At 62.4% G+C, this 16,478-nt stretch carries 17 protein-coding genes and 1 other RNA gene; 7 read left to right on the forward strand and 11 right to left on the reverse strand.

The window, feature by feature from the left end; all coding sequences use genetic code 11:
* The first annotated feature begins 3 nt into the window (after nt 1-3).
* Genes V0U79_RS03825 through V0U79_RS03845 form a run of 5 tightly spaced genes read left to right on the forward strand, consistent with a single transcriptional unit; the run spans nt 4 to nt 4,242 of the window.
* The gene (locus tag V0U79_RS03825; RefSeq protein ID WP_330198144.1) at nt 4-1,014 is read left to right on the forward strand and encodes a DUF1036 domain-containing protein; all 1,011 of its coding nucleotides are present in this window, start codon (nt 4-6) and stop codon (nt 1,012-1,014) included.
* The gene (locus V0U79_RS03830; protein WP_330198145.1) at nt 1,011-1,706 is read left to right on the forward strand and encodes a pyrimidine 5'-nucleotidase; all 696 of its coding nucleotides are present in this window, start codon (nt 1,011-1,013) and stop codon (nt 1,704-1,706) included. Before V0U79_RS03825 ends, V0U79_RS03830 begins: the two co-directional genes overlap by 4 nt.
* The gene (gene dapD / locus V0U79_RS03835) at nt 1,703-2,530 is read left to right on the forward strand and encodes a 2,3,4,5-tetrahydropyridine-2,6-dicarboxylate N-succinyltransferase (protein ID WP_330198146.1); all 828 of its coding nucleotides are present in this window, start codon (nt 1,703-1,705) and stop codon (nt 2,528-2,530) included. Before V0U79_RS03830 ends, dapD begins: the two co-directional genes overlap by 4 nt.
* Nucleotides 2,531-3,673: a succinyl-diaminopimelate desuccinylase gene (gene dapE, locus V0U79_RS03840; RefSeq protein ID WP_330198147.1), complete on the forward strand. Its 1,143-nt coding sequence runs from the start codon at nt 2,531-2,533 to the stop codon at nt 3,671-3,673. It begins immediately after the preceding gene.
* Nucleotides 3,670-4,242: a hypothetical protein gene (locus V0U79_RS03845; protein ID WP_330198148.1), complete on the forward strand. Its 573-nt coding sequence runs from the start codon at nt 3,670-3,672 to the stop codon at nt 4,240-4,242. The genes dapE and V0U79_RS03845 overlap by 4 nt, the downstream gene beginning before the upstream one ends.
* Here V0U79_RS03845 and truA read toward each other — a convergent pair.
* The 4 genes from truA to def are packed head-to-tail and all read right to left on the reverse strand — an operon-like array spanning nt 4,239 to nt 7,065.
* Nucleotides 4,239-4,982, reverse strand: coding sequence for a tRNA pseudouridine(38-40) synthase TruA (gene truA / locus V0U79_RS03850; RefSeq protein ID WP_330198149.1), 744 nt, complete (start codon nt 4,980-4,982; stop codon nt 4,239-4,241). The genes V0U79_RS03845 and truA overlap by 4 nt on opposite strands.
* Nucleotides 4,982-5,914 carry a methionyl-tRNA formyltransferase gene (gene fmt, locus V0U79_RS03855; RefSeq protein ID WP_330198150.1) on the reverse strand — a complete coding sequence of 311 codons (933 nt, stop codon included), beginning with the start codon at nt 5,912-5,914 and terminating at the stop codon, nt 4,982-4,984. Before fmt ends, truA begins: the two co-directional genes overlap by 1 nt.
* Before the next feature lie 48 nt (nt 5,915-5,962).
* A complete protein-coding gene (locus V0U79_RS03860) occupies nt 5,963-6,541 on the reverse strand; it encodes a hypothetical protein (protein ID WP_330198151.1) in 579 nt (192 codons plus the stop codon).
* Nucleotides 6,538-7,065 carry a peptide deformylase gene (def, locus tag V0U79_RS03865; protein WP_330198152.1) on the reverse strand — a complete coding sequence of 176 codons (528 nt, stop codon included), beginning with the start codon at nt 7,063-7,065 and terminating at the stop codon, nt 6,538-6,540. The genes V0U79_RS03860 and def overlap by 4 nt, the downstream gene beginning before the upstream one ends.
* Before the next feature lie 105 nt (nt 7,066-7,170).
* Between def and V0U79_RS03870 the strand changes: the two genes are divergently transcribed.
* Nucleotides 7,171-8,274 carry a DNA recombination protein RmuC gene (locus V0U79_RS03870; protein WP_330198153.1) on the forward strand — a complete coding sequence of 368 codons (1,104 nt, stop codon included), beginning with the start codon at nt 7,171-7,173 and terminating at the stop codon, nt 8,272-8,274.
* A gap of 52 nt (nt 8,275-8,326) precedes the next feature.
* On the forward strand, nt 8,327-9,460 hold the full coding sequence (locus V0U79_RS03875; RefSeq protein WP_330198154.1) for a GNAT family N-acetyltransferase: 1,134 nt from the start codon (nt 8,327-8,329) through the stop codon (nt 9,458-9,460).
* On the opposite strand, the gene recR is transcribed toward V0U79_RS03875, so the two are convergent.
* The 7 genes from recR to V0U79_RS03910 all read right to left on the reverse strand — a co-directional run bounded on the left by recR (nt 9,457) and on the right by V0U79_RS03910 (nt 16,468).
* Complete coding sequence (gene recR / locus V0U79_RS03880) at nt 9,457-10,062, reverse strand: recombination mediator RecR (RefSeq protein ID WP_330198155.1); 606 nt, start codon at nt 10,060-10,062, stop codon at nt 9,457-9,459. The genes V0U79_RS03875 and recR overlap by 4 nt on opposite strands.
* Nucleotides 10,063-10,071: 9 nt before the next feature.
* Nucleotides 10,072-10,395 carry a YbaB/EbfC family nucleoid-associated protein gene (locus V0U79_RS03885; RefSeq protein ID WP_330198156.1) on the reverse strand — a complete coding sequence of 108 codons (324 nt, stop codon included), beginning with the start codon at nt 10,393-10,395 and terminating at the stop codon, nt 10,072-10,074.
* Entirely contained in the window at nt 10,392-12,134 is a 1,743-nt protein-coding gene (locus tag V0U79_RS03890; protein WP_330198157.1) for a DNA polymerase III subunit gamma/tau, read from the reverse strand. Before V0U79_RS03890 ends, V0U79_RS03885 begins: the two co-directional genes overlap by 4 nt.
* A 29-nt stretch (nt 12,135-12,163) precedes the next feature.
* Nucleotides 12,164-12,261: signal recognition particle sRNA small type (ffs, locus tag V0U79_RS03895), an RNA gene on the reverse strand.
* Nucleotides 12,262-12,306: 45 nt separating this feature from the next.
* Entirely contained in the window at nt 12,307-13,875 is a 1,569-nt protein-coding gene (locus tag V0U79_RS03900; RefSeq protein WP_330198158.1) for a vWA domain-containing protein, read from the reverse strand.
* A gap of 87 nt (nt 13,876-13,962) precedes the next feature.
* Nucleotides 13,963-14,919 (reverse strand): D-Ala-D-Ala carboxypeptidase family metallohydrolase, encoded by a 957-nt coding sequence (locus tag V0U79_RS03905; RefSeq protein ID WP_330198159.1) that lies wholly within the window; start codon nt 14,917-14,919, stop codon nt 13,963-13,965.
* Complete coding sequence (locus tag V0U79_RS03910; RefSeq protein WP_330198160.1) at nt 14,867-16,468, reverse strand: L,D-transpeptidase family protein; 1,602 nt, start codon at nt 16,466-16,468, stop codon at nt 14,867-14,869. The genes V0U79_RS03905 and V0U79_RS03910 overlap by 53 nt, the downstream gene beginning before the upstream one ends.
* Nucleotides 16,469-16,478 lie beyond the last annotated feature (10 nt).

Below are 16,478 nucleotides of genomic sequence, written 5' to 3' on the forward strand. Positions count from 1 at the left end.
CTCATGATCCTGCGCGCCCTGTTTATCGCTCTACTCCTTTTGCCGGCGGCGCCCGCACGGGCTGCCGACATTTGCAATGAAACCAGCTTCATTGTCGAAGTCGCACTCGGCTGGGTCACCGAAAGCTCGGAGATCGCCGTGGAAGGCTGGACCCGTGTCCGGCCCGGTGAATGCGTTGAGTCCGGGCCGACATTCGACCCCGAAAGCGACCGCCCACTCCTCTTCTATGCCCGATCGACTGCAGCCTATCTGGGCGGCGTGCGCGAATGGGGCGGCCAGCTTGATCTGTGCGTCGGGGCTTCGGATTTCGCCGTGGAAGGCGTCAGCGATTGCGAATCGCTTGGCCTTGACCGGCGGGGCTTCGACATTTTGCGCGGGGACCACCGCTTGCGGACCGTGCTGGTCGAACCGGCCGACTATGGCGATGACGCCCAGGAAGCCGGTACCCAGCGTCTATTGCGCGATGCCGGCTTTGATATCCGCACCATTGACGGGCTTGAGGGCCGGCGCACCTTCCGCGCAATCTCGGCCTTTGTTCAGGCTGAGGGACTCCCGAGCACACCTCCCAGAGCCGAACTGATTGACGCGCTGGAGGCGGCTGCCATCCGGCGAAATGCAGATGCCGGCCTTGTCATCTGCAACGAGACCGAGGGCCGCATCGCCGTCGCGCTCGGCCGTCAACGCAATGAGGAATGGGAATCCCGCGGCTGGTGGCGGCTTGATGCCGGCGGTTGTGCGCGTCTTCTGGCCGAGCATCTCGATGAAGCCAATGCCTGGTTCTATGCCGAGCGTACGGGCGATACGCCCGGCCGCCTCCAGGGCGGTACGGAATCTTTTTGTTATTCACCCTCGCGCTTTGTTGCCGAGGGCCGCACGGAATGCGCCGGACGCGGTTATGGCACCGGTCTGTTCCGCATTATTCCGGATCCGGTGGACGGGACCAGCCGGATTGCGCTGACGATCAATGATTTCCGTGTTCTGGAACGGACGGCCCCGGTGGAGCCTCAGGAATGAGTGCCGACCTGTCGCATATCTCGACCTGGGTCTTTGACCTGGACAACACCTTGTACCCGTCCGATGCCGAAGTGATGGCGCAGGTTGACCGCCGGATGACAGAATATGTCGCCCGCCTGCTCGATCTCGACCATGAGAATGCCCGCAAGGTACAGAAAGATTACTGGCGCAATTATGGGACGACGCTCAACGGTCTGATGGCCAACGGACAGGTACCGGACGGGCGCGACTTCCTCGATTTCGTACACGATATCGATCACAGCGTAATTACGCCCGACCCGGAACTGGCCCGTCATATCCGTGACCTGCCCGGCAAGCGTTATGTCTATACAAATGGCTCGCTGAAACATGCCGAGCAGATCTGCGACAAGCTGGGTCTGCATGACTGCTTCGACGACATGTTCGATGTCGAGGCCGCCGGGTTCAAACCCAAGCCACATCTGGAAGGTTTCGAGATCTTTTCCCGGCGCTTTGACGTGAAGGGACCGGAAAGCGCCTTCTTCGAGGACTCCATCCGGAATCTGAAGACCGCCTATGAACTGGGCTGGACGACGATCCTGGTGCGCGCCCGTCCCGGTCCGCGTGACGAAGAAAGTGCCGGTCCGGACGATCATCCCGACCATGTCCATTTCGCCGCCGATTGTCTGAAGACTTTCCTCTCGACCGCCCGAACGAAAGACCAAGCTGCATGACTGATACTGCCCGCCTTGCCTCGATTATCGACGACGCCTGGGACCGGCGCGACCAGGACGGCGCGCTGAATTCGGAAGTCGCCGATGCGGTCGCACAGGCCATCGCTCTGCTTGATGGTGGCAAGGCCCGGGTCGCGGAGAAGTCCAGCGCCAGCTGGGTCGTCAATCAATGGCTGAAGAAAGCCGTCCTCCTGTCCTTCCGCCTCAATCCGATGGCCGAGATCAGCGGCGGCATAGGCGGTGCGAAATGGTGGGACAAGGTGCCCTCCAAATTCGACGGCTGGGGCGAGGCCGAGTTCAAGGCCGCAGGTTTCCGGGCCGTACCGCCCTGCGCTGTGCGCCGCGGTGCCTTCATTGCGCCCGGCGCCGTGCTGATGCCGTCCTACGTCAATATCGGCGCCTATGTCGGTGAAGGCTCGATGGTCGATACCTGGGCCAGTATCGGCTCCTGCGCGCAGATCGGGAAGAATGTCCACGTTTCTGCCGGGGCCGGCATTGGCGGCGTGCTGGAACCCTTGCAAGCCAATCCGACCATAATCGAGGACGGCGCCTTCATCGGCGCGCGTTCGGAAGTGGTGGAAGGCGTGATCGTGCGCGAAGGCGCGGTGCTGGCGATGGGCGTTTTCATTTCCGGCTCAACCAAGATTGTCGATCGCGCCACCGGCAAGATCACCTATGGCGAGGTGCCGCCCTATGCCGTGGTCGCACCCGGCACGCTCCCCGACCCGAAGGGTGGTCCGTCGCTCGCCTGCGCGGTGATCGTCAAGACGGTCGATGAGAAGACCCGCGCCAAGACCGGCATTAACGAGCTTCTGCGCGATTAGATGTCCGATCCCCTTCCCCTCGCCCAGGCCCTGATCCGCGCGCCCTCCGTGACGCCGCGCGATGAAGGCGTGATGGACGTGCTTCAAGGGGCGTTGGTGAAACTCGGCTTTACGGCGAAACGCTATCCGTTCGACGAGGTCGATAATCTCTATGCCCGGCTGGGCACCGAAGGTCCGGTGCTGGGCTTTGCCGGCCATGTCGATGTCGTCCCGCCCGGCGATGATGCCGCCTGGACGAAAGGTCCGTTCGAAGCCCGGATCGAGGAGGGTGTCCTCTGGGGCCGTGGTGCGGCTGACATGAAGGGCGCTCTGGCCGCCATGGTCGCCGCCGTGGAACGCGTTCAGTCTGCCCATGACATTCCCGGCTCGATCGTCTTCCTGATCACCGGCGATGAGGAAGGCCCGGCCGTCAACGGTACGAAGAAACTGATGGAAGCCCTGCATGAAGAGGGCGAGCGCTATGATCATGTGCTCGTCGGTGAACCGACCAATCCGCATCATATGGGCGATACCATCAAGGTGGGCCGCCGCGGCAGCCTGAATGGCGTGATCCGCGTGATCGGCCGGCAGGGCCATGTCGCCTATCCCGAGCGCGCCGAGAACCCGGTTCCCAAACTCATCGAATTGCTGAACGCCCTGCTGGCGCGGAAACTCGATGATGGCGCGCCGCACTTCCAGGCCAGCAATCTGGAGGTGACCTCAATTGATGTCGGCAATGAGCCGCACAATGTGATCCCGGCCGAGGCGCGGGCAAAGTTCAATATCCGTTTCAACACGGCCCATAAGGGCGATGATCTGAAGCGCTGGATAGAGGATGAGGCCAAATCCATCGGCCTTGGTTTTGAAGGCCGGATCGAGCTGGATCTGAAAGTGACCGGCGAGGCTTTCCTGTCCACACCGGATCATTTCACTGATGCATTGAAAGCCGCCGTGGAAGCCGAGACCGGCCGCACCCCGGCCATGAATACCGGCGGCGGCACATCCGATGCCCGCTTCATCAAGGATTATGCGCAGGTTGCCGAGTTCGGCCTCGTCGGTGCGACCATGCACCAGGTGGATGAGCGCGTGGACATTGCCGATATCGAGACGCTGACCCGCATCTATGCGCGCCTGATCCGCGCCTATTTCGGGCTGGGCGCATGATCCGGCTGATTGCGGAAGCCTGGATGGGCCTGACGGCCGTAATGCGGGCCCTGTCCTTCCGTGCGGACTGGGACCAGCGCGTGAATCTCACCGCCGCCGGTCTGGTGCGCAGCTTTTCTGCCATATTCCTGACACTGCCGGTCTTCTGGTTCACGCTTCAGGGCGCGGTTCGCCTGTCCGCCGAATTGTCCCCGGGTGCAAACTTCACCTATTCGCCCGGCGAATTCCTGCTCGATCTTGTCCGGATCTGGCTGGTCTTTCCCGTGCTGGCGGTCTTCCTGACCCGCCTGGCCGGGGTCAAGCATCGCTTCGTGCACTGGATCGTGTTGCATAACTGGGCGGTGATGTTCCTGTTCCTGGTCCAGGCTCTGATGTTTGCTTTCTACCTGTCAGGCATCATGAACGCGCAGGCCGCCGCCACCGTCTACACGCTCGGCTATTTCATGCTGAGGATTTTCGTCCATGTGCGGGTGGCCGTTTCGGCACTGGGCCTCCCGCTGGGCGCTGGCATCGCCATGGGCCTCATTCCCGTCTTCATTGACTTCATGATCATCCAGTTGCTGCCCTAGGCCGGATAATCCACCTTTTCCAGGTACAGCCCGTCAGCCGGTGCCACCGGTCCGCAGCGTGAGCGGTCGCGTGCCTTCAGAGCCTGCACCAGATCCGTCTCGGTCCATTTGCCCCGGCCGATCTCGACCAGCGACCCGGTGATCGAGCGCACCTGCCGGTGCAGGAAGGACAGGGCCGAACAGGTCAGCTCCACCTCGTCCGCCACCCGGCGCACAGCGATGGCATCCAGCGTTTTCACGGGCGAATCCGCCTGACACTGGGCATCGCGAAACGTCGAGAAATCATGCTGGCCGGCCAGCCTCTGTGCGGCCTGATGCATGGCGTCCACATCCAGCTTCACCGGCACTCGCCAGATCTTGCCTTTGTCCAGCGTCAGGGGCGGGCGGCGGTCAATGATGCGATAGATGTAATGCCGCTTCGTGGCCGAAAAGCGGGCGTGGAAATCCTCGTCCACCTGCTCGCAATCCAGCACGGCAATGAGGTCCGGCTTGAGGTGCTGGTTGACGGCATCACGCACCGTGTCGGTCCGCAATTCCTTGTCCAGATCAAGATGGGCTACCTGCCCCAGCGCATGAACGCCGCTATCGGTGCGGCCCGCCCCGATCACCTCCACCGGCGAGCCGTTCAGTTGTCCGGCAGCGCGTTGCAAACTGCCCTGGATGGACGGGCCATGATCCTGCCATTGCCAGCCCATGAAGGCTGATCCGTCATACTCAATCGTCAGCTTGTAGCGCGGCATCAGTCCAGCACCGTGCCGGCGGGCAGCGCATTGCCACGCAAGAACTCGTCCGCCTCCATGGCCGATTTGCCCTCGCGTTGCAGCCGCGTCAGACGCACCGCCTCATCACCACAGGCGACCAGCAATTCATCGTCCAGCGCGGTGCCGGGCGCGCCCTCACCCTCCTCGACTTTTGCCAGATGGACTTTCACGCGGGACCGGCCTTTGGATGTGGGCAGTTCGAACCACGCTCCCGGAAAGGGCGAAAGGCCACGGATCTGGTTGGCGACATCCGTGGCCTGGCGCGACCAGTCGATGCGCGCCTCGTCATTGGAGATTTTCTTCGCATAGGTCGCGCCATCATCCGATTGCGCCACCGCTTCCAGCGAGCCGCGTTCCAGCGCGGCCAGAGCGCGCGGCCACATCTGGGCACCCGTCGCCATCAGCCGGTCATGCAGGCTGCCGGCCGTATCGAAGGGAAAGATTCGCACTGTTTCGGACAACAGGATCGGCCCGGTATCCAGCCCCTCCGCCATCTGCATGATCTGGACGCCGGTCTTTTCATCACCTGCCATGATGGCCCGCTGGATCGGTGCCGCCCCGCGCCAGCGCGGCAAGAGCGACGCGTGAAGGTTCAGACAGCCCAGGTGCGGCGCCTCCAGTGCGGCTTTCGGCAGGATCTGGCCATAGGCAACGACCGCCGCCAGATCGAGATCCAGACCGGCGAAGTCGGCCAGAACCTCCGGATCGCGGAAGCTGTCCGGCGTGTGCACCTCCAGCCCCAGCGTTTCGGCCAGTTCATGGACTGGTGTCTTGCGCTCTTCCTTCCCGCGCCCGCGGCGGCGCGGCGGCTGGGTATAGACGCGCACAATGTCGTGGCCGGCTGCGGCAATCTCGGCCAGTGAGGCAGCGGCAAAGTCGGGTGTTCCCATGAAGGCAAGGCGAAGCGTCATGGCGGCGTTTGAGCCAATCGGGCGGGAAAGATCAAGCCTTGGCGGCGGTCAGTCCTCGAAACCCCAAGGCGCAGGCGGGGCGTCCACGGGCGTGGAGAGATCAAACACGGCGCGGAATGTGCGGCCCGGACGGTCGAGCCCGTAGGTGAAGCTCTCACCCTCAATCTGCATCAGCCAGACATTCTCCGACGAGGCCGGAATGCCTTCGCGCTCGAACAAATCGCGGCTGAACGGGTCAGCCGGAAACTCGACACGCGAGTCCGATACTGTGGAACTGTCGCCACCATACTGGGTCAGCACATCTTCCGAACCATCCTCGTGGCGATGGTCATGCTTCAGACGGAAACCGGCCTCCGTGCGCGACACTACCCAGGTGCGCGAGCGGTCTTCACCGACATGCAGGGGGATGCGGATCTCATTATCCGAGCACTCGCGCACATGCATGGTGAGCGTCTGGCCGGCCCAGTCCGCATCGCGCGGATCCTCGCTGGCGACAGCGCCCTCGAACGCCTGCCCGCAATAGGCTTGCAGCGCATCAAACAGGGTCGCGGCCTGCACCTCATCCGGCGGAGGCGTACAGGCGGCCAGCAGCGCCGGCACCGCCATGGCGGTCACTAATCGGATCATGCAGCGTCGTCCTGTTCGCGGGTTTTGACGAATTTCTTGACCTTCTGAACGGCGCGCTGACGCTTCAGCCGCGAGAGATGGTCGATGAAGAGCACGCCTTCGAGATGGTCCATCTCGTGTTGGATGCACACGGCAAACATGCCCTCGGCAATCTCGGTCTGCGGCTTGCCGTCATAGTCCAGATAATCAATCCGGATCCGGTCCGGGCGCTCGACCTCGTCGAAATAGGTCGGCACGGAGAGGCACCCCTCTTCATAGGGCAGCTTGTTGTCGGAGGGATCAGACAGGACCGGATTGACGAAATAACGCGGATTGCGCTCGCCCTTGCCCCAGTCGAGATCCATCACGATAACACGCTTGGGCACGCCGATCTGTACCGCAGCCAGGCCGATACCATCGGCGGCATACATCGAATCCAGCATGTCATCCATCAGCGACCGGAGCTCTTCGTCGACTATATCGACGGGCTCCGATTTCTGTTTCAGAACCGGATTGGGAACGGTGAGAATCTCGCGTACTGCCATGCTGCATAGGTATGCGAGCGGACGGCGGGGTTCAAGTCACAGTTGCCCACCAAGTCAGAAACTGCCGAATCAGCAATACTGCGGGGCTGGAAACGGAGAGGCTGCATGGCCGAGACAATCGATCCGGGCTTTCTGCCCTACGCAGCCGGCCTGTTGGTGCTGGCCGTTCTGGCTGGCGCCGGACTGGCAGCCCTGTTGTTTCGCAAGAACAAGGGAGATGACGGCGTGGCCGCTGCGATTGCCGAATTGTCGCGCGCCAATGCCGAATTGCAGGGTCGCCTCACCCAGATCGCAAATGACCAGCAATCAGGCCGAACCGAGCTCCAGAAATCCATGAATGAGCGCCTGGATGCGGTCACCAAACGGGTTGGCGACAGTCTGGGCGAACAGACCCAGCGCACGGCGCAGTCGCTGCAGACACTGAACGAACGCCTCGCCCTGATTGATGCTGCCCAGAAGAATATCTCGGAACTTTCTGGTGAGGTGACCGGGCTGAAACAGATCCTGTCGAACAAGCAGGCTCGCGGCGCCTTCGGCGAGGTTCAGCTGAAGGACGTGATCGAAAGCCTCTTGCCGCCATCGGCCTTCGATTTCCAGCACACATTATCGACCGGAAAGCGGCCCGACGCGTTGATCATCCTGCCCCAGCCACCCGGCCCGATCGCCGTGGATGCGAAGTTCCCCCTGGAGGCCTATCGCAATCTGGTCGGCGCCACCGACGAGGCCACGAAGCTCTCGGCGTCCCGAGCTTTTACAGCCGATGTAAAAAAACATCTCGATGCCATTGCCGGGAAATATCTCATCCCTGGCGAAACCGCCGACACAGCACTGATGTTCGTTCCGTCCGAGGCCGTCTATGCGACCATTCATGCCGACTTCCCGGATTTGGTCGATCACGGCCGCGCCCGCAAGGTGCTGGTGGTATCGCCTACCACGCTGATGGCCATCCTCAATACGGTGCGCGCCGTGCTGCGCGATGCCGAGATGCACAAACAGGCCCATTTGATCCAGGCGGAAGTCGGAAAAATGGTCGACGATGTCCGCCGTCTCGACGACCGCGTCGACAAGCTACAGCGCCATTTCGACATGGCCGTTCGCGATGTCAGTGACATCAGGATTTCCACCGGCAAGATCATAGCCAAGGGCGAGAAAATCGCCGAGGTCGATCTTGAAGACGAGACCCCCGGAAAAGCCCTGCCCGGCGCCTAGAAACCGGCATCTTTCTTGCTTTTCCCCGTCAAAGCGAAACGGGAGAGGCAGAATGCGCGTGAAAAGCGTTTCGATCCGGGACTTGTCACAGGCTCAGCTGGAGCAATGGCGCGACTGGGCGTGCCAGGATGGCCAGCCGGTCAGCCCCTATCTTCTGCCGGACTTTGCCATCGCCGTAGCCAATGTGCGTTCAGATGTGCAGGTCGCCCTTATCAGCGAAGACGACGAGACCATCGGCTATTTCGCCTATCATGCCCCGCGCCGCCTCGGTATCCGGCCCGTGGGCTCGCCCATGTCGGACTATCAGGGTGTCGTCACAAAGCCGGGCACCAGCTTCTGCGCCGGCGATTTCCTGACCCGGATCGGCGGCGGCTTCATGGCCTTCGAAAACTGGTGGAACGGCTCTGATTGCGCCTCAATGGATACGCGCGAACGCGATGGCTCGGTTGTGGTCGATCTCTCCGATGGACCAGACGCCTATTTCGAAGGCCGAAAGGCCGCCCACAAATCGCAATTCAAGAAGATCGAGCGCCGCCGCCGCAATGCCGAGCGCGATTTTGGCCCGCTGCGCCTTCAGAGCGGCGATCCCGATGGCCGGCTTCTGGACACGCTGACATCGTGGAAATCCGAACAGTATGACCGCACGGGAAAACTGGACGTCTTCAATGTCGGCTGGGCGCGCCAGTTGATTGAAAACCTCAACCGGCTTGAAGATCCCGCTTTCCGCGGCGAGGTCTATTCGCTGTGGTTTGGCGACCATCTGGCCGCCGTTGAATTTGGCCTGCGCGCTAGTGGTGTCTATCACTCCTGGTTCCCGGCCTATGACGAGCGCTTCGCCAAGGTCTCTCCCGGCCTTCTCCTCCTGCATGAAATCTTCCACGCGGCGCCGGAATTCGGCCTCTCCCGCGTCGATCTCGGCAAGGGCGGAGCCCACTACAAGACCTATTACGCATCCTATGAAGTCCCGCTGGATACCGGCCGCGCCATCGCCCCGAGCTTTGCCGCGCTCGGCATCCGGACCTGGGATATCGCGGAAACCGCCGCCAGCATCCTGCCGGGCAAGCTGAGCGAACTGCCGGCTCGGGCGCGCCGCCGCTGGGCGCAGATCAGCGCCTTCGAACCCGATATGGGCGCGGCACTCGCCATTTTTGCCAAGGCGTTGCGGAACCCGCCAAGAGCCGCCTAGGCCGGCCGCCGTGACTTAAACGCTGCTGCCAGCGTTCCATCATCCAGATAATCCAGCTCACCGCCCACCGGCACGCCGCGGGCAAGGCTGGTGATGGTGACATCCAGCCCGTCCAGCCGGTCGGACAGATAATGCGCGGTGGTCTGGCCATCGACCGTGGCGTTGAGAGCCAGAACGATCTCGGTGATCTCCGGAGCTGCGGCGCGCTCCAGCAGGCGGCCAATGTTCAGATCATCCGGCCGCACCCCGTCCAGCGGTGACAAGACCCCGCCCAGAACGTGATAGCGCCCCTTGAAGGCCCCCGCCCGTTCCAGCGCCCAGATATCGCCAACGGTCTCGACCACGCAGATCACCGACGGATCGCGTCCCGGCGCCGCGCAGATCGCGCACGGATCGGAGACATCCAGATTACCGCAAGTGGAACAGGCGGTGATCTTGTCGGCGGCCTCCGACAGGGCTTCGGCCAGCGGACCCATCAGGGCTTCACGCTTTTTCAGCAGGTGCAGCGCCACGCGCCGCGCTGATCGCGGGCCCAGCCCTGGCAGCTTGGCCAGCAGTTGGATCAGGCGTTCAATTTCGGGTCCGGCGGAATAATTCGACACGCGCGTGACCTATCCCGGAAAGGAGAAGCCGGGCGGCAGCGGCATGTCGCCGGCCGCTTCCTTCATTACCCGCGCCTGGATGTCCTCGGCCTTGCGGCGGGCATCGGCATGCGCGGCCGAGATCAGGTCTTCGACCACCTCTTTTTCGCTGGCGACCAGAATGGTCGGGTCCAGCTCGATCCGCTTCATGTCGCCCTTGGCAGACAGGGTCACGCGGACGAGACCAGCGCCGGATTCACCCGTGGCTTCTTCATCATCGAGGCGCGCCTGAGCTTCCTGCATGCGCTTTTGCAGTTCCTGCGCCTGCTTCATCAAACCCATCAGGTCTTTCATGACTGGCCCTCCGCGCTGGCCGCGGCTCCATCTTCATTGTCTTCGGTATCAGGCTTCGTCACCGAGACGATCTCGGCGCCCGGGAAAAGGCGCATCGCCTTGGCGATAGCGGGATCACGCGCCACCCGCTCCAGATGCTCGCGTTCCTCGCGCTTTTGCCGCTCGCGGATGGTCTCGCCGCCGCGGCTGTCATGTGTCGGCAGCACCGCCCAGGTCGAACCGGTCCGGTCTTGCAGCCATTTCGCCAGCCTTTGCGCCAGATCCGGCGGCGCATGTTCGGCAGGCTCGAAAACGATCTTGCCCGGCTTGAAGGAGATCGGCCGGACGAAACGGGTAATATCCGAGCGCAGATGCGCATCGGCGCGTTCACTCATCGCCTCATGGAGTTCATCGAGGGACGCCGGAGCGTTTTCAAGCGGAGCGGCTGGCTCGGCCTCGACTTCCATCTGCGCCACCGGGGCCGGTTCCGGCGCAGGCGCCGGCTCAGACTTTGGGGCGGAGGGGGCGGCCTCCATTTCACCGCGCAGCATTTTGGCTGCATCTTCCGGCGAGGGCAGCGAAGCCGCCGACCCCAACCGCAATAGTGTCATTTCGGCGGCCGACAGAGGATCGGGCGCCCGGCGGACATCTTCCAGCCCGACCAGCAGAATCTTCCAGAGCCGGGTCAGTTGGGCGATCGACAGATTATCGGCCAAAGCAACAAGCCGCTGGACGGTTTCTTTCGCCTCGGCCAGATCGGTGTCCGGCCCGGCAGCCTTCACGCGGGTGATGGCGTGGACATAGTCGAGGCAGTCGCGGGTGATGATCGCCGGGTCGCCGCCGGAATCATAAAGCGAAGCCATCTCGGAAAGCGCCCTGGCATGATCACCGGCCAATGCGGCTTCCAGCAAATCCAGCACTCGCGCCCGGTCTGCCAGTCCCAGCATGTCTCGCACCTGCAAGGCGCTGACAGGCCCGTCCTCGCCTTCGCCCTGCACGATAGCCTGGTCCAGAAGCGACAGCGCATCGCGCACCGAGCCTTCGGCGGCGCGGGCAATCAAAGCGAGACCATCCTCGGCCACCGAGGCGCCTTCGTTTTCGGCAATCCGGTCCAGATGTCCGGTCAGCACATCGCGGTCGACGCGTTTCAGGTCAAACCGCTGACAACGTGATAGCACCGTCACCGGCACCTTGCGGATTTCAGTCGTCGCGAAGATGAATTTCACATGCGGTGGCGGCTCTTCCAGCGTCTTCAGAAGCGCGTTGAAAGCCGAATTCGACAGCATGTGAACTTCGTCGATCACATAGACCTTGTAGCGCGCCGAGACCGGCGCATAGCGCACGCCTTCAAGGATTTCGCGAATATCACCAACGCCTGTCCGAGACGCGGCGTCCATCTCCATCACATCGACATGGCTGCCCTTCTGGATGGCCTCGCAATGTACACCTGGTGGATCCAGCGCGATTGACGGCTGATCGACATCGTCAGTCAGATAGTTCAGGGCCCGCGCAATCAGCCGCGCCGTCGTGGTTTTCCCGACACCGCGTACGCCGGTCAGCATGTAAGCATGAGCAATCCGGCCGGTCTTGAACGCATTGGTGAGCGTTCTCACCATGGCTTCCTGGCCAATCAGATCTTCAAAACGTGTGGGACGGTATTTGCGCGCCAGCACCTGATAGCCGGCATCATCCTCCGGGAGATCGAGCCCCAGAGACGGCCCCGGATCGGTGTCCGTCATCTGTTCGGGCGCGTCGTCCATATCACCTTGTTGGGCTGATTCCGGAGTTAGGTGGAAGACCGGACAGCGACCCGGAGCAAAACTCGTTACGGCTGCTTCCTTCCGGACCTGACCGGGTTGGCGAGGCGTCCGTCCGCGCCGGTCTTCCACCCCCAATATCGGCTTTCGCGCGCCCTATAGCAAGGGCAAGGAGTCAGCGTTCGCTGATGCTGATCCGATAACGGCTATGGCGGGAGGCCAGCCGCGGTTCCTGTGTCGAGATTTCAACGATCACGGGCGCGTCCGCCTCGATGGCAAAGCTGTGTTCGCCCGGTTCCGGCCGCTCGCGCTGCACCCGGCGCCCGGTATCCGCATCGAAGACCGTCACGCCGAAACGCATCTCGTCATTTTCCAGGTCGACCAGAACATCCACGGGCCCGGACACATCAATCTGCCAGAGATCGATGAGATCATCATGGCCAATGAGCCCGGTTCCGGTTTCACCCGGCGCCAGCGCCGGATAGACACCCTCGCGTTCGGAATCGGCATCGCCCGCTCCATTGTCGGATGCATCCTCGATGGCGATCTCGAACAGGCTGAGCGGACTGGTGCGTTCGTAATTGTCACCAATGCCGATGATGAAGCCCTCACCGCTGGTATCGACATAATAGCCGGTGAGGCTCTCGCCCGGCAGATTGCGCTCTCGCGGGAAGCCGGACCCGGCGCGTTCGCCCTGCGGGTCCAGTATCCGGATGGTCATCGCCCCCAGCGAGGCCGCGGATTCGACCGCGCTGTCATCCTCGCCTGTATAGGCATAGCTTTGCAGAAGGCCGCGCACGACGCCCATTTCGCCTTCCGCCGTATCAATACGGAAATAGCGATACTCACCCCGCGGCAGCAATTCACCGATAGTGTAGATACCCGGCTCCAGCGGAATGGCTGTCTCCGGCGTCAGCCCGCCCTCGACCGGGTTTTCACAGCGGATCAGTTGGCGCTCGGACCGGCTGACCGTCATGCCGGCGACTTCCCGCATCGCCTCGGCCAGCGCATCGGCATCCGGCGCATTGATGTAACGCCCGCCAGCCGCTTCGGCGACTGCCCGCATCTGGGCTTCCTGTTCGGGGTCAAGATCAAACCCGACGACATAGGCCGAGACATTGATCGCCTGGTTCCGCAGGCTTGCCGCCGTGGCCACCGGATCGCCATGGCAGGTCTCCTCGCCATCGCTCAACAGCACGATCAGCCGTTCACGCGCCTCCTGCGAGGCGAGATCGGCGGCGGCCGCCTCAAGACTGGTGGCAATCGGTGTATAGCCATAGGGCGAGAGGTCGGCTGCCGCAGCACCCATTGCGCTCATATCACCGGAGAGAAAGCCGGTCAGTTGCTCTGTGTTGGGGCAGGAGGCCTCGGCGGTGTGCTCGACGCTCGAATCAAATCCATAGGCGCGCAGCGAAGCGATGATGTTGGCGTTCTCGATCACATCCAGCGCATTGATGAAAGCGGTCCGCGCGATTTCCATCTTGGTCCGGTTGCCGGCCGACGCGCCCATCGATCCCGACGCATCGAGAATGAACTGGACCGCAATCGGGCCTTCACCTTCCGGCGCGACGTCCTCGCTGCCTTCAAAGGAAACACCCCGCACGACTTCAAGAATGCGCTGCTGAATGATGTCGAAGGCCGGACAGGCATCGATACCGTTTTCGACGGGTTCAACGCTGGTCTGGGCCAGAGCCGATGCGGCCAGGCCCAAGGACAATGCGGCACTCGCAAGATGGAATTTCATGCCAGACCTCCCCTGATCCGGACTCCGACATAGCACATTTGGAGGGGCCAGGTGGCCCCGTTCGGGAAGGCTGAATAGAAAATGTGTCTAGCGGGCGCCCGAGGTCGACCGGCCCCAGCGGGCATTCCAGCCGCGTTCGTCGACATGCACGAAGGGTCCATGCGCCGAGGTCGAGCCGTATTCACCCAGTCCGCCATGGAAGTGGGTGTGATCCGGATCACCCAGCAGGCGATCAACCAGATCATAGAGCGCACCGGCATCCCGGCGGTCGAGCACGCCATCGCCGTTGAGATCATCCATGATCCCGTCACCATCCTCGTCGATATAGATATCCGCCGCCCCGCCATAGACGTGGCGCGAATAACGGCCATTGCCGATCGCCGCATTGTAGGACGGGGTGCGATAGCCGCTCATGACGACAAAGCCGTCCGTGCGCCAGCCATGATCATTTACCTCGGCCAGCAGCCATTCCAGCTTGAGGAGGAGATCCTCGCGTACAATCGCGAAACGCTCGGGTCCGCCCTCCTGCTTGCAAAGGAACTGGCCCAGCGTGAAGTGCGGGGAGATCGGCAGATCACGCAGCTCCGGTGGCACGCCGATAAAGCCTTCCGGCGGCAAATAGGCATCATGCCCGCGATAGGGCGTTTCCGGATAGGCGCCGATGGCATAGCCATGCAGGGCACCGCCCTCGATCTCGTCAGCCGGGTGCAGAACGAAGATATTGAGGCGCATGACCTCACCGGTGGCACCGGCAATCTCGATCACATGATGACCGGGCGTGTCCGGGGCCTGCCAGGAGACCACACCCTCAACCGGCGTCAATGGAGTGTTCTGGCTGGAAAAACGCGCCCCGTATTCGGCCCCTAGCGTGACCGTATCGCCGGGCATCGCCATGACGGAGAAGATCGAATAATCGGTCTCGACCCGGTCATTGATCCGGACAGAAAAACCCAGCCGGCCCGCATCGAATGCCGGACGGACAGACGATGCGTCAGCCCGAGCACTCGGTGGCGTATCCGTCGCCATCGCGGCGGAAGACGACATGACCAGGCTCAGGCCAAGGACGGCGGAATTCAGGATTCGGGCGCGGCGCATTCAAAGCCTCAATAACAGTGTGGTCTCTCTGATATAGGTCTCGCACAAAGCGGACGGAAGACCCACCCTCGCTGAAAGCGGTAAAGTACAGGAAATGAACACGAATTTCGGACGAAAAATTGATGCGCACCTCATTGCCAGCCTCAATCAGAGTGTCGACTGACGGTCTGTCGGGATCCGCAGCGGCAAAGCGCACCACCCATTCCGCCAGTTGGGGCGCGTCCTGCACACGCACACATCCTGACGAAAGGGCTCGCGGCATCTCGGCAAACCGGTGCCGCCCGGGCGTGTCGTGCAGGAAAGTGCTGTGCGGGTTGGGGAAGATGAACTTCACAACGCCCAGCGCATTCAGCGGACCCGGCCGCTGGCGCAACCGGTAGGGAAAGTTCCGCGCGCTGACCTCGGACCAGTTGATGGTCGAGGGATCCACCTCATTGCCTGACCGGTCGAGGATCTGGAAACCCAGCCGGTCAACGGCCCCCGGGTCGCGCCGGAACAGTGGCAGCTCGTCCCGCACGGCCAGTGATGGCGGGGTTTCCCACCAGGGATTGACGATCATGTAGGCCATGCGGGCGGTCAGCACCGGCGACGGACGGGATTCCCGCCCAACGATCACATTATGCCGCTGCACGATATGACCATTCTCGACCACCTGCAGGGTAAAATCGGGAACATTGACCGCGATATGCACCGGGCCGAGATCATCCGGCATCCAGCGCAGGCGTTCAAGATTGACCCGGAGCGTATCGATGCGGTCCGATGGTGTGCGGTTCAGCCAGGCCAGCGTCGCGGGACCGATCAGCCCGTCTGGCGTGAGGCGCGCAGAAGTCTGCATCCGCCGGATGGCGTCTTCCATATCCCTATCAAAGTCCGGCTCGGCCTCGAGACCTTCGAAGCTGGCCGGGGTTTCCGCTAATGGCACGACAGGACTGTCTGACGCCAGCCACCCCAGCCGCACCAGACGCGCCCGGACAGCCTGAACGACCGGGCCATTGTCTCCGGCTTCCAGCGGATCACCCTCATGCAATATGGGGAGCCAGTCACGATCATCCTGATGCCGCCACCGCGCCAGTTCCAGGCGAAGCATCAAATAGTCCGGCGAACGCGGGGCCAGCATTTCAAGAATGATATCACTCTCGCCGGTCTCCAGCGCCCACTCGACCAGACGGTCCATGTCCACGGCTTGCGGCGGGAAAGGCCAATGCTCGTCCAGCAGCAGGGGATCTAGCCGGCCATTCAGCAAATCTTCGCCGAAGGCCCGGAAGACCTGTTCGGCAAAAGCATCACTGGCCGGATCCGGAATCTCGGGATCAATGGCTTCCAGCTGGTCTACAAAATAATCCGCACTGTGGAGGCCATGACTTTCCGCCGCCTGCACTTCGGCCAGAAGGGATTCCAGCGCCCCGGACCGGTCAGGGCCCGTCCATGACGCAGATTGCGCGTGCACCAATGGCAAGGGCACCGATAACATCAGGAATATCAGCAGGAATCTGAACATGCCGGCAGAC

Source organism: Hyphobacterium lacteum (assembly GCF_036330345.1).
Lineage (GTDB): Bacteria > Pseudomonadota > Alphaproteobacteria > Caulobacterales > Maricaulaceae > Hyphobacterium > Hyphobacterium lacteum.